The following is a 12,709-nucleotide window of genomic DNA, read 5'->3' as shown; positions in this document are numbered from 1 at the left end:
GAATTTCAATGGTTTTACGGAAAATCCGCGCATGAAACGTACACCTCATCTGCTTGCGATCCAGTCCCATGTGGTCTTTGGCCATGCCGGTAACAGCGCTGCGGTTTTTCCGATGCAGCGGGTCGGGGTGAACGTCTGGCCGCTGAACACGGTGCAGTTCTCCAACCACACTCAGTATGGACAGTGGGCCGGAGAAGTCCTGGCGCCCCATCGGATTCCCGAGCTGGTAGAAGGCATCGCCGCCATCGGCGAGCTGGGCAACTGCGACGCGGTGCTGTCCGGTTACCTGGGCAGCGCCGCCCAGGGGCGGGCGATTCTCAGTGGTGTCGCGCGGATCAAGGCGACCAACCCCAAGGCGCTGTACCTGTGCGACCCGGTGATGGGGCATCCGGAAAAGGGTTGCAGCGTGCCCGCAGAAGTCAGCGACTTCCTGCTCGAAGAAGCCGTGGCGATGGCAGATATCTTGTGCCCCAACCAGCTGGAGCTGGACAGCTTCTCCGGGCGCAAGCCGCAGTCGCTGTTCGATTGCCTGGCCATGGCTCGGGCGCTGCTGGCCCGTGGGCCGAAGGCGGTGCTGGTCAAGCACCTGGATTACCCGGGCAAGGTCGCCGATGGCTTTGAGATGCTGCTGGTCACCGCCGATGGCAGCTGGCATTTGCGCCGCCCGCTGCTGGCGTTTCCGCGTCAGCCCGTGGGTGTGGGCGACCTGACCTCAGGCCTGTTCCTGGCCCGGGTGCTGCTGGGCGACAGCCTGCTGGCGGCGTTCGAATTCACCGCCGCCGCGGTGCATGAAGTGCTGCTGGAAACCCAGGCTTGCGCCAGTTATGAACTGGAACTGGTGCGGGCCCAGGACCGGATCGCCCATCCGCGGGTACGCTTCGAAGCCACGCCGATCGAGCTCTAGCGGTTTGGTCACAAGCCGCGGTGCTGGGCCACACCTCAACCGACCCTAGAGCGGTTCTGAGAACTGCACCTCGGGCGCCTTGTGGCTGAAGCCCCGGGTGTGGAACGCCAGGTAGGCCAGGCCCACAGCGAACCAGGCCAGGCCGATGCCCAGGGTCAGCAGCGACAGGCTGGTCCAGAGCCAGACAATCAGGGCAAACCCCACCAGCGGCAGCAAGCCATAGCGCAACAGGTCGGCGCCGCTGCGTGGCTGGCCATCGAACAGGTGGCTCTTGATCACTGCCAGGTTGACCGCCGAGAACGCCACCAGCGCGCCGAAGCTGATCATCGACGCCAGTGTCGTCAGGTCGATCACCACCGCCAGCAGCGAGATCAGCGACACCAGGACAATCGCCGTGGTGGGCGTCTTGTAACGCGCCGAGAGCACGCCGAACACCCGGCGCGGCAAGATCCCGTCGCGGCCCATGCTGAAGAGAATGCGCGACACCGAGGCCTGGGAGGCCAGCGCCGATCCCGCCGCGCCCGCCACATAGGCCGCGGTGAAAAACATCTCCAGAAAACGCCCCCCCGCCTGCAGCATGACCTCGCCGGCGGCCGCCTCCGGGTCCTTGAAGGCACTGCCGGGGAACACCAGCTGGCTGACCAGGGCCAGCAGGATAAACAGCGCGCCGGCGCCCAGGGTAGTAATCACAATCGCCCGAGGGATGTCCCTGCGCGGGTCGCGGGCCTCTTCGGCCAGGGTCGACACCGCATCGAACCCCAGAAACGACAGGCACAGCACCGCCGCGCCGGCCATCAATGGCAGAAATCCGACCTGACTGCCGTCACCCAGCCACGGCGCGCTCAAGTCCAGGGCTTCGACGCCGAGCAAGTGCTTGCCGGCCAGAGCGATGAACACCAGGACAAACACCACCTGGGCGCCGACGATCAGGTTGCTCATGCTCGACACCGAACTGATGCCGCGAATGTTCAGCACCGTCACCACACCGATGGTCGCCACCACGAAGACCCAGGCAGGGACCTGGGGAAAGGCGATATTGAGGAACAGGCCGATCACCAGGTAATTGATCATCGGCAGGAACAGGTAATCGAGCAGCAGCGACCAGCCGGCCAGAAAGCCGATGCTCGGGCCAAAGCTCAGGCTGGTGTAGGAATAGGCAGAACCGGCAATCGGATATTTCTTCACCATGGCGCTGTAGGACAGCGCGGTGAAAAACATCGCCAGCAGGGTGATGACGTACGCGGCGGCTGTGCGTCCGCCGGTGAGCTGGGTGACCACGCCGTAGGTGGTGAAAATGGTCAGCGGCACCATGTACACCAGGCCGAAGAACACCAGGGCCGGCAGGCGCAGGATGCGTCGCAGGGAAGTGCCCTGGGCGCTGTGGGTAAATTCACTGGGGACGCCGCTGTCGCTGATGGCGAGGGCGTTGCTGCTGGAGGCGGGGCGGGTGCTGGGCATGTTCGGTTCTCACGCGTTCGTTCTTGTTCGAATGCTCCCGCGAGCGGGAGTGCGTTTTTGCCTTGCACGAGGATTCTGGCAGCGGGGCTGCGGCTACATAACTGCGTATGTGGTCAAAAAGGGATCAAAGCGGCCAATCTGCCTGGCCTTTAAGGGCTGGCGCGGGGAGGGCACGGAAATACCCGAGGGGCATTGCAGGGAGGGAGGTGCGAAGCGGGAGGCTGGAACCGTCCATGGTTCCGTGGTGCGTGAAGCTCAGGGCGCGTCGGCCTTGATCTCCTGATAGCGAATTTCCAGCTCCTGGCGAATCTGCCGGCGCTGCTTGGCCTGGATAAAGCGCCGTTTGTCTTCGCTGGTCTGCGGTTGCAACTGCGGGACCACTGCCGGCTTACGCTGGTCGTCCACGGCGACCATGGTGAAGAAGCAGCTGTTGGTATGGCGCACCGAGCGCTCGCGGATATTCTCGGTGACCACCTTGATCCCCACCTCCATCGAGGTGTTGCCGGTGTAGTTCACCGACGCCAGGAAGGTCACCAGTTCGCCGACATGAATCGGCTCGCGGAAAATCACCTGGTCCACCGACAAGGTCACCACATAGCGGCCGGCATAACGGCTGGCGCAGGCGTAGGCGACCTCGTCGAGGTACTTGAGCAGGGTGCCGCCGTGGACATTGCCAGAGAAATTGGCCATGTCAGGGGTCATCAGTACCGTCATCGACAGCTGGGCGTTTCCGGGTTCCATAGCACACTCACGGTTGTAGGCAGGGGTTACGGGAGCACCTCTGCGGGCGCTTGGTCAGCTTTCAAAACCATCGATAACGGGACGCCGGGCCGCCGCTCGCCGTCACGCGCCGATCGATCTGTTTCCTTATATTGCACCGCCTTTTTGCTCGAAGTCGCGGTGGTAACCTGCGAAAGGCCCTTTCCCAGGGCTTTTTCTCTCAAATTTTCAGATTTTTACTTGGCCTTATCAGAGCATTCGGATGCTCGGCGGCCGAGTGAGCGTATTTGCCAACCCCACAAGGAGCCCCACGCCATGCATGCCATCAGCTTTATTCAGGACCTGGCAGTGATCATGTTGGTCGCGGGCGTGGTGACCATTGTTTTTCACCGGCTCAAACAACCGGTGGTGCTGGGCTATATCGTCGCCGGCTTCATTATCGGGCCGCACACCCCACCTTTTGGCCTGATCCATGACGAGCAGACCATCAAGACCCTGGCCGAACTGGGGGTGATTTTCCTGATGTTCTGCCTGGGCCTGGAGTTCAGCCTGCGCAAGCTGTTCAAGGTCGGTGCCACGGCCTTTATCGCGGCCTTTCTGGAAATCGTGCTGATGATCTGGATCGGCTACGAAATCGGTCGCTGGTTCGACTGGAGCACCATGGACTCACTGTTCCTCGGTGCGATCCTGGCCATTTCCTCGACCACCATCATCGTCAAGGCCCTCAATGACCTGAAGATGAAGAACCAGCGCTTTGCGCAGTTGATCTTCGGTGTGTTGATTGTCGAAGACATCCTCGGCATCGGCATCATCGCCTTGCTTTCAAGCATCGCGGTCAGCGGCACAGTCGACTCCGGCGAAGTGTTTTCCACCGTTGGCAAGCTCTCGCTGTTCATGATCGTGGCGCTGGTGATCGGCATTCTGCTGGTGCCGCGCCTGCTGGCCTACGTGGCCCGTTTTGAAAGCAACGAAATGCTGTTGATCACCGTGCTCGGCCTGTGTTTCGGCTTTTGCCTGCTGGTGGTCAAGCTGGAATACAGCATGGTCCTGGGGGCTTTCCTGATTGGCGCGATCATCGCCGAGTCCCGCGAGTTGCTGAAAATTGAACGGCTGATTGAACCCGTTCGCGACATGTTCAGTGCCATCTTCTTTGTCGCCATTGGCTTGATGATCGACCCGCAGATTCTCCTGCAATACGCCTGGCCGATCGTGGTGATCACGGTCGCGGTGGTCCTGGGCAAGATGCTGTCCTGTGGGCTGGGTGCCTTTATCGCCGGCAACGATGGGCGCACGTCGCTGCGGGTCGGCATGGGCCTGTCCCAGATCGGTGAGTTCTCATTCATCATCGCCGCCCTGGGCATGACCTTGCAGGTCACCAGCGACTTCCTCTATCCGGTGGCGGTGGCGGTATCGGCCATCACCACCTTGCTCACTCCGTACCTGATTCGCGCCGCCGACCCGTTGTCGCTGAAGTTGGCCGAGGTGATGCCGCAGCGCCTGGGTCGGGTGCTGGGCATGTATGGCGAATGGCTACGCAGCATCCAGCCCCAAGGCGAGGGCGCATTGCTGGCGTCGATGATCCGGCGGATCCTGATGCAGGTGGGGGTCAACCTGGCGCTGGTGGTGGCGATCTTCTTCTCTGGCGGCTACTTCGCGGCCCGTATCGCCGGCTATCTGCAGGACTGGATCAGCGACCCGAGCTGGCAGAAGGCGCTGATCTGGGGCGGTGCGCTGTTGTTGTCGCTGCCGTTCCTGATCGCCGCCTATCGCAAGCTCAAGGCGCTGTCGATGCTGCTGGCGGAGATGGGGGTCAAGGCGGAAGTGGCCGGGCGCCATACGCAGAGGGTGCGGCGAGTGATCGCCGAGGTGATTCCGATTTTGTCGTTGCTGGTGATCTTTCTGCTGCTGGCGGCGTTGTCGTCGAGCATTCTGCCGACTGCCGAGCTGCTGGTCCTGATCGCGGTGGTCGCGGCCGCGGTGGCTGCGGTGCTGTGGCGCTGGTTTATCCGGGTGCACACGCGGATGCAGGTTGCGCTGCTGGAAACCCTGGATAACCACAAGGAAAGTTCAGGGCATTGATCGCCCATTCCCGCCGCTGCCAGGGACGGCAACGGCGCGGTCACGCGCGCCATTACAGGGGGCATGCCTCTGTAAGTGCGCGCTTGCCGGCCATGGGGCGTGCGGGTGATCGACTCAGCTTTCCAGCCAGACGTCCCGTGCCCAGTGCCACACCGATTCCCAGGATTCTTCGGTGATCAGCTCTTCTTCGCCGGACCACAGCACCACGGTGCCGTCTTCCTCGACACAGTAATAGTCTTCGCCGTCCTGGCAGATCGGGATCAACTCGCGCGGTACACCCAGGTCCCAGGCAGTAGCGGCTACTTCCGGCAGATAGGTGTGGGACTGCGGGTCGGTGACAGTCACCGGTTCCAGGCTGCCGTAGACCACGTCACTCACGGTCAACAGGAACTCTTTGAAGACGAAGGGGATGTTGATGAACAGCTGTTCCTCGACTTCCACCAGTTGGTCTTCGTCCGGTAACTCCAGGGGAACGGGTACCGGTTCGTTTGCTTCACGCAGTTGCTCGATGACTTCTTCCACGGCCTGGGTCCTCTTAGCTCTATGGCGCGGTTTATATGACGCGGTTTTATACAGTAGCTCGCTATAAGTGCAATCGTGAAATGCAAAACCCCGACCTGAGTCGGGGTTCTGCATTACTGGTGTGACCGCGAAAGGGATCAGCCGTTCTGGCGGATACCTGCAACCAGCCAAGGCTGGTTGTCGCCTGGAGCGCGTTCCATGTTCCAGCTTTCGCTGAACATTTCGCCCTGGTCGAAACGCGAGGTTTTCGACACGCCGGTGAAGGTCAGGGTAGCAATGGTCTTGTCGGCACGATCATCCACGCCGTCCAGTTGGACATTGAGGTTGTCGATGTAGGTCGACTGGAAGCCATCACCCAGGTCTGCGCGTTCTTTTTTCAGGAACTGCAGCATTTGCGGGGTCACGAACTCGGCGATCTTGTCCATTTCATTCGCGTCCCAGTGTTGCTGCAGGGACTGGAAGTGGTTACGCGCAGCTTCGATGAAGCGCTCTTCGTTGAACCAGGCCGGAGCATTGATCACCGGACGGGCGGCGGCAGCCGAAGCACCACCGAAGATTGAGCCTGGAGCAGGCTGCTGTGGCTGGAAGGCTTCACGCTGCATGGGCGCGTGGCCAGCCGGAGCGAACTGCTCCTGCTGCTTGCGGCGACGAGCGGCGATGAAGCGGAAGATCACGAATGCGATGACGGCGAGGATCAGGATGTCGAAGATCTGCATGCCCTGGAAGCCACCGCCCATGAACATGGAGGCCAGCAGGCCGCCCGCGGCGATACCGGCCAGAGGGCCGAGCCAGCGCGAAGCGCCGCCCGCTTTGGCAGCAGCGCCAGCGGCACCGGCAGCGCCCGCGGTTGCGGCAGTACCCGCACCTGCGGAAGGCGCCATCTGGCTGGTTTGGTGCGACGGCGCGGCGCCCGCGCTTTTGCCGCCACCGAAGCGCTTGGCGTTGGCGTCGAGGCTCATCGTCAGGCCGATGCACAGCGCCATGGCGATGCTAAGAAAACGTTTCATAAAGGGAATTCCCATTTGTGGATGGCACGCGCGCCATGTTGCACAGGTGAAGTGTCACTGGCTAGCGGCATAATGTTTCGGGCTTTTGCCTGACAGGCTGGGTTCAGTTTCAGCCGGGGCAAGAGGACGTATATCTGGGACCCGGCGGGCGACGGGTGGGTTCAGTGCAACCGTGCCTAGCGGCGTAGCGCCAGCATCACCACGCCTGCGGTGATCAGTCCGATTCCACCCCATTGCCGCAGGTCGAGCTTCTCCCCCAGCAGCGCGGCGCCCAACAGGGCGACCAACACCACGCTGAGTTTGTCGACCGGCGCGACCAGCGAGGCCGGGCCCAGCTTCAGCGCGCGGAAGTAGCACAGCCAGGAAGCACCGGTGGCCAGGCCGGACAGCACCAGGAACAGGTAGCTTTTGCCCGAGATCGATCCCAGTGACTGATATTGGCCCGTGGCGTACAAAATCAAGGCCAGGCTCACCAGAACCACTACGGTTCGCAGCAGGGTGGCGAAGTCGGAATTGACGTTCTCGATACCGATTTTGGCGAAGATCGCCGTCAGCGCGGCGAATGTCGCCGATAGCAGGGCCCAGAATGTCCAGGAGGAAAAAAAGCCTGTGCCCATGGGGATGTTCCTCTTCCTTATATAAGGACGCTTGAGGGCGAGCGCGCCAGCCGTGGTCAGCGGGTGCCGGCTCGCACCGGCGCACCGCCTTCCGCTGGGCTCAGATGGCTTCCAGCTTGGCGTAACCCAGCATCAGCCACTTGCTGCCTTCGCTGAAGTTGACCTGGACCCGTGCCTGGGCCCCGGCGCCCTCGAAGTTGAGGATCACCCCGTCGCCAAACACGGCGTGGCGCACGGCCTGGCCCAGTCTGAAGCCGGTGTCCGGGATCTCACTGCCACCAAACAGGCTGCTGGAGCTCTGCTGCTGGCCACCACCGAAGGGACGGCTGACGCTGTTGGACAGGCGCACTTCCTGGATCAGCCCCTTGGGCACTTCGCGGACGAAGCGCGAGACCTTGTTGTAGGTCTCGCTGCCATACAGGCGGCGGGTCTCGGCATAGGTCATGACCAGGTTCTGCATCGCCCGGGTGATGCCGACGTAGGCCAGGCGCCGTTCTTCTTCAAGGCGCCCGGGCTCTTCCAGGCTCATCTTGTGCGGGAACAGGCCTTCTTCCATGCCCACCAGGAACACGTAGGGGAATTCCAGGCCCTTGGCGCTGTGCAAGGTCATCAGCTGGATGCCGTCTTCGTGCTCGTCGGCCTGGGTGTCGCCGGCTTCCAGGGACGCATGGCCGAGGAACGCAGCCAGTGGTGTCAGCTCCTCGTCTTCTTCGGTGTTTTCGAAGTTGCGTGCGGCGCTGACCAGTTCCTCAAGGTTTTCTACCCGGGCCTGGCCTTTTTCGCCTTTTTCCGCCTCGTGGTAGGCAATAAGCCCGGATTGCTCGATCACCGTCTGGGTCATCAGGTGCAGCGGCATCTCGGCGGTTTTTGCCGCGAGGTTCTCGATCAGTTCGATAAAGCCGCCCAAGGCGCCGGCAGCGCGACCGGTCAGGCCCTTGTTGGCCACCAGCTGGCGCATGGCTTCCCACATCGACACGTCGCTGTGGCGCGCGTGTTCGCGGATCGCTTCGACGGTCTTTTCGCCGATGCCACGCGCCGGGACGTTGATCACCCGCTCAAGCGCGGCATCGTTGCCCCGGCCTTCGAGCAGGCGCAGGTAGGCCATGGCGTTCTTGATTTCAGCACGTTCGAAGAAGCGCTGGCCGCCGTAGATGCGGTACGGGATGCGTTCGCGCAGCAAGGCCTCTTCCAGCACCCGGGACTGGGCGTTGGAGCGATACAAAATGGCAATGTCGCTGCGGGCCAGGCCGGTTTTCAGCGCGCTTTCGATGGTTTCCACCACGTAGCGCGCTTCGTCGTGCTCGTTGAAGGCGGCGTACAGGTTGATGGCTTCGCCTTCGCCGCCGTCGGTCCACAACTCCTTGCCCAGGCGCCCGGTGTTGTTGGCGATCAGGGCGTTGGCGGCTTTGAGGATGCCGGCCGTGGAGCGGTAGTTCTGCTCCAGGCGAATGGTTTCGGCGTCCGGGAAATCTTCGGAATACTGGTGAATGTTCTCGATTTTCGCGCCGCGCCAGCCGTAGATCGACTGGTCGTCGTCGCCCACCACCATCAGGCTGTCACCGCCCTTGGCCAGCAGGCGCAACCAGGCGTACTGCACGGCGTTGGTGTCCTGGAACTCATCCACCAGCACATGGCGGAAGCGCTTCTGGTAGTGCGCGAGCAAGCCCGGGTGGTCGCGCCACAGGTCCAGGGCGCGCAGCAGCAGTTCGGAGAAGTCGATGACCCCGGCGCGCAGGCAGGCCGCCTCGTAGGCCTCATAGATGCTGCGCATGGTGGCCAGGAACAGATCGCCGCTGGCTTGAATATGTTGCGGACGCAGGCCTTCGTCTTTCTGGCCGTTGATAAACCATTGCGCCTGGCGTGCCGGCCAGCGCTGTTCATCCAGCCCCAGGTCGCGGATCACACGCTTGACCAGGCGTTGCTGGTCGTCGCTGTCGAGGATCTGGAAGGTCTGGCTCAAGCCCGCTTCCTGCCAATGGGCACGCAACAGGCGGTGCGCCAGGCCGTGGAAGGTGCCGACCCACATGCCGGCCGGGTTGATCCCCATCAACTGCTCGATGCGATGGCGCATCTCGGCAGCCGCCTTGTTGGTGAAGGTCACCGACAGGATGGAGTGTGGCGAGGCGTTCTCGACCTGGATCAACCAGGCGATACGGTGCACCAGCACACGGGTTTTACCGGATCCAGCACCGGCCAGGACCAACTGACGACCCACGGAGGCAGCTACGGCCTGGCGTTGGGCATCGTTGAGGGAGTTCAGCAGAAGGGAGAGGTCATCGCGCATCGGGGCATTCTAGGGGGCCGGGCGACACCGGGCAAACCCGGCGTTGGTTTAGCCGATAAAACTACCGTGGATGACGACCGGTCGGTCACAGGCTGCAGCCGTTGGCAGTGCTCGCCTGTACGGTTTTATGCAGTACCGGCGGGGGATTTGTTTTAGCGATTTATGATCTGGAGCAGTTTGGTACGGGCTATTGCTTGTGTATGCTCCGGCGACGTTTCAGGCTCAACCATTATAAGAACACTGCCTATGACACTCAGCACCGACCTGAGCGGTCCTTTTGTGGAGCCGCGGGTTATCCGCCAGCACTACGCCATGGAGATGGCGGTCGAGCGCACGCGTCTGCTTTATCAGGGCTCATTGCTGCCCACACTCTTCATGTTGCTCAACGGTCTGGTCTGCGCCTGGTTGCTGTGGAGCCCCGAGCGGTACTTGCTGGTCAGTGTGTGGATGGTCTGGCTGCTGGCCCTGGTGGCGCTGCGGGTGATCCAGGTGGCGGCGTTCGATTCCGCCATGCCCAGCCGCCAGGCACACGCGGTGTGGCGGCGGATGTTTCTGATGGGGTCTGCGGTCAGTGGCCTGACCCTGGCCTGCGCCGCTATCGCCCTGGTGCCTGCCGACAGTTTCCTGCAGCAGGCCTGGGTCTTCGGCCTGATCGGCGCAGCGATTCTCTCCGCCAGCGTTTCCTATGCCGTCAGCCTGCCGGCCTTCCTGTCCTTTACCTTGCCCTGTCTGTTGCCGGCCATCGCCTATCTGTTCTGGGGCGGCGACCAGCAACAGCGCGGCTGGGGCTGGCTGGGGCTGATTCTGCTGGTGTCATTGAGTGTGGTGGCCTGGCAGGTTCATCGCCTGATCCACCGTGGCATGCTGCGGCGTTTCCAGAACCAGGCGCTGATCGAGCACCTGCAGCAGGCGCAAAGCCGCAGCGAGCAGCTCAACAGCGAGCTGGCCCGCGAGATTGAACAGCGCCGGCGCGCCGAAGATGAACTGCGCGAAGCCCAGGTCAGCCTTGAAGGCCGGGTCGCCGAGCGCAGCCTGGAGCTGGACGCGGCCAACAAGGCCCTGAGCAAGAGCGAGGCGCGCCTGGCCCTGGCGCTCAAGGCCAGTGAGTTGGGGCTGTGGGACTGGAACCTGCAGACCGACGAAGTGCACCACACCCAGGTCAAGGAGCTGTTCGGGCTGGAGCCCGACTACGTCACGGCGATGCTCAGCCACCTCAAGCCCCGCCTGCACCCCGAGGACCTGCCGCTGCTCAGGCGCGCCCTGGTGGAGCACCTCAAGGGCCGCAGCGAGGATTATCAAGTTGAATACCGGGTGCGCCACGGTGCCGGCCATTGGGTCTGGATCGAGGACCGTGGCCGAGCGGTGGAGCGTAGCGCCAGCGGACGGGTGACGCGCATGGTCGGCACCCGGCGCGACATCAGCACCAGCAAGGAGCTGGAAGAGCAGCGCAACCTGGCCGCCACTGTGTTCGAGGCCGCCAGCGAAGGCATCGTGATTCTCGACCCGGATTACGCATTGATCGCGATCAACCAGGCATTCAGCCGCGTCACCGGCTATCAGATCGAAGACATGCTCGGGCGCAATGTCGTGGAGCTGCCGTGCAGCCGCGATGCGCGTCGCCACTACCCGGCGATCCGCCAGGCCCTGGAGCAGCACGGCAGTTGGCAGGGCGAGTTGGTGGAGGCGCGCAAGAATGGCGAGCTGTACCCGCAGTGGCTGCAACTGAGCATGGTCCGCGACAAGCGCGGGCAGGTCAGCCATATCGTCGGCTTCTTCGCCGATCTGTCGGCGCGGCGCGAGTCCGAAGAGCGCATGCGCTACCTGACCCACTACGACGAACTCACCGGCCTGGCCAACCGCTCGCTGTTTCGCGAGCGCCTGCGCGACGCCCATCTGCGGGTGCGCCAGGGCGGGCGCAGCCTGGCCCTGGTTCACATCAACCTGGACCGCTTCAAGTTGCTCAATGACAGCCTCGGGCATGACGTGGCCGACCAGCTGTTGCAGAAAATGGCCCGGCGCCTGATCAATGCGCTGCCGGAAGCCGACACCATCGCCCGCTTGTCCGGCGATGAGTTTGCGGTGCTGTTCGATGCCTACGGCAGCCTGTCGAGCCTGACCCGGGTCGCCACCCGTTTACTGAGCAAGCTGCGCCTGCCGCTGACCGTGGACGGCCACGAGCTGGTGGTCAGCGCGTCCATGGGCATCAGCCTGCTGCCCGATAGTGCGCGGGAGATTTCCGCGCTGATCAGCCAGTCGAACATGGCCATGCAGTACGCCAAGCACCTGGGGGGGAATAATTTCCAGTTTTACACCGAGAGTCTGCAGGCCAGCACCCTGGAGCGCCTGCAATTGGAAAACCAGCTGCGCAAGGCCATCGACGAACAGCAACTGAAAGTCTTCTATCAACCCAAGCTGTGCCTGGCCAGCGGCCATCTGAATGCCGCCGAGGCGTTGGTACGCTGGGATCACCCGACCATGGGCCGGGTACCGCCGGGGGACTTTATCGGCCTGGCCGAAGAAACCGGGCTGATCGGGCCGATCGGCGAGTTCGTGTTGCGCCAGGCCTGCTGGCAGGCGTGTGAATGGCAGCGCCAGGGGCTGGCGCCGATTCGGGTCTCGGTCAATCTGTCGGTGTATCAGCTGCGCCAGGGCAAGTTGGTGAGTCTGGTGCGCCAGGTGCTGGAAGAAACCGGCCTGGAGCCGCAATACCTGGAGCTTGAGCTGACCGAAAGCCAGTTGCTCGACAGCGTCGAACACATCATCTCGACCTTTCAGCAGCTGCGAGGCCTGGGGGTGAAGCTGGCGATCGACGATTTTGGCACCGGGTATTCGTCCCTGAGTTACCTCAAGCGGATCCCGGTGGACTACGTGAAGATCGATCAGGCGTTTATCCGTGGCCTGACGGAGGGCAGCGCGGATGCGGCGATTACCCGGGCGATCATTGCCATGGCCCACGGCCTGTCGCTGAAGGTGGTGGCCGAGGGCGTCGAGCATCCGGGGCAACTGGCATTTCTCAAGGCCGAGCAGTGTGACGAAGTGCAGGGTTACCTGATCAGCCGCCCCGTCGAAGCAGAAGGCCTGGCGGCATTACTCCGAGCCGACGCCGCCTTGTAGGCAC

The 12,709-nt window shown here is 62.8% G+C and carries 9 protein-coding genes; 3 read left to right on the top strand and 6 right to left on the bottom strand.

What is annotated here, in order from left to right; genetic code table 11:
- Positions 1–31: 31 nt before the first annotated feature.
- The gene (gene pdxY / locus JFU57_RS07160) at positions 32–904 is read left to right on the top strand and encodes a pyridoxal kinase PdxY (RefSeq protein ID WP_020294881.1); all 873 of its coding nucleotides are present in this window, start codon (positions 32–34) and stop codon (positions 902–904) included.
- Between the two features lie 45 nt (positions 905–949).
- Here pdxY and JFU57_RS07155 read toward each other — a convergent pair whose 3' ends face one another.
- Both JFU57_RS07155 and JFU57_RS07150 read right to left on the bottom strand, forming a co-directional pair.
- Positions 950–2,362, bottom strand: coding sequence for an APC family permease (locus tag JFU57_RS07155; RefSeq protein ID WP_207202164.1), 1,413 nt, complete (start codon positions 2,360–2,362; stop codon positions 950–952).
- 255 nt (positions 2,363–2,617) lie between these two features.
- Positions 2,618–3,103: an acyl-CoA thioesterase gene (locus JFU57_RS07150; protein WP_020294879.1), complete on the bottom strand. Its 486-nt coding sequence runs from the start codon at positions 3,101–3,103 to the stop codon at positions 2,618–2,620.
- 294 nt (positions 3,104–3,397) lie between these two features.
- Here JFU57_RS07150 and JFU57_RS07145 point away from each other — a divergent pair, with 294 nt between their 5' ends.
- Entirely contained in the window at positions 3,398–5,161 is a 1,764-nt protein-coding gene (locus tag JFU57_RS07145; protein ID WP_078470378.1) for a cation:proton antiporter, read from the top strand.
- A gap of 114 nt (positions 5,162–5,275) precedes the next feature.
- On the opposite strand, the gene JFU57_RS07140 is transcribed toward JFU57_RS07145, so the two are convergent.
- The 4 genes from JFU57_RS07140 to uvrD all read right to left on the bottom strand — a co-directional run bounded on the left by JFU57_RS07140 (position 5,276) and on the right by uvrD (position 9,591).
- A complete protein-coding gene (locus JFU57_RS07140; RefSeq protein ID WP_020294877.1) occupies positions 5,276–5,683 on the bottom strand; it encodes an SMI1/KNR4 family protein in 408 nt (135 codons plus the stop codon).
- Positions 5,684–5,820: 137 nt separating this feature from the next.
- Positions 5,821–6,690 carry a Tim44 domain-containing protein gene (locus JFU57_RS07135; RefSeq protein WP_078470379.1) on the bottom strand — a complete coding sequence of 290 codons (870 nt, stop codon included), beginning with the start codon at positions 6,688–6,690 and terminating at the stop codon, positions 5,821–5,823.
- 176 nt (positions 6,691–6,866) lie between these two features.
- The gene (locus JFU57_RS07130) at positions 6,867–7,307 is read right to left on the bottom strand and encodes an EamA family transporter (protein WP_078470380.1); all 441 of its coding nucleotides are present in this window, start codon (positions 7,305–7,307) and stop codon (positions 6,867–6,869) included.
- A gap of 100 nt (positions 7,308–7,407) precedes the next feature.
- Positions 7,408–9,591, bottom strand: coding sequence for a DNA helicase II (gene uvrD, locus JFU57_RS07125; RefSeq protein WP_201128641.1), 2,184 nt, complete (start codon positions 9,589–9,591; stop codon positions 7,408–7,410).
- A gap of 246 nt (positions 9,592–9,837) precedes the next feature.
- Here uvrD and JFU57_RS07120 point away from each other — a divergent pair, with 246 nt between their 5' ends.
- Complete coding sequence (locus JFU57_RS07120; RefSeq protein ID WP_078470382.1) at positions 9,838–12,705, top strand: GGDEF domain-containing phosphodiesterase; 2,868 nt, start codon at positions 9,838–9,840, stop codon at positions 12,703–12,705.
- Positions 12,706–12,709: the final 4 nt, after the last annotated feature.

This window comes from Pseudomonas sp. TH07 (genome assembly GCF_016651285.1).
Classification (GTDB): domain Bacteria; phylum Pseudomonadota; class Gammaproteobacteria; order Pseudomonadales; family Pseudomonadaceae; genus Aquipseudomonas.
The sequence above is the reverse complement of the archived record's forward strand: the minus strand, read 5'-3'. Positions and strand labels throughout refer to the sequence as shown.

Coding starts and splice junctions, on each gene's coding strand:
- pdxY (WP_020294881.1), top strand. CDS start 32: ATGAAACGTACACCTCATCTGCTTGCGATCCAGTCCCATGTGGTCTTT.
- JFU57_RS07155 (WP_207202164.1), bottom strand. CDS start 2,362: ATGCCCAGCACCCGCCCCGCCTCCAGCAGCAACGCCCTCGCCATCAGC.
- JFU57_RS07150 (WP_020294879.1), bottom strand. CDS start 3,103: ATGGAACCCGGAAACGCCCAGCTGTCGATGACGGTACTGATGACCCCT.
- JFU57_RS07145 (WP_078470378.1), top strand. CDS start 3,398: ATGCATGCCATCAGCTTTATTCAGGACCTGGCAGTGATCATGTTGGTC.
- JFU57_RS07135 (WP_078470379.1), bottom strand. CDS start 6,690: ATGAAACGTTTTCTTAGCATCGCCATGGCGCTGTGCATCGGCCTGACG.
- JFU57_RS07130 (WP_078470380.1), bottom strand. CDS start 7,307: ATGGGCACAGGCTTTTTTTCCTCCTGGACATTCTGGGCCCTGCTATCG.
- uvrD (WP_201128641.1), bottom strand. CDS start 9,591: ATGCGCGATGACCTCTCCCTTCTGCTGAACTCCCTCAACGATGCCCAA.
- JFU57_RS07120 (WP_078470382.1), top strand. CDS start 9,838: ATGACACTCAGCACCGACCTGAGCGGTCCTTTTGTGGAGCCGCGGGTT.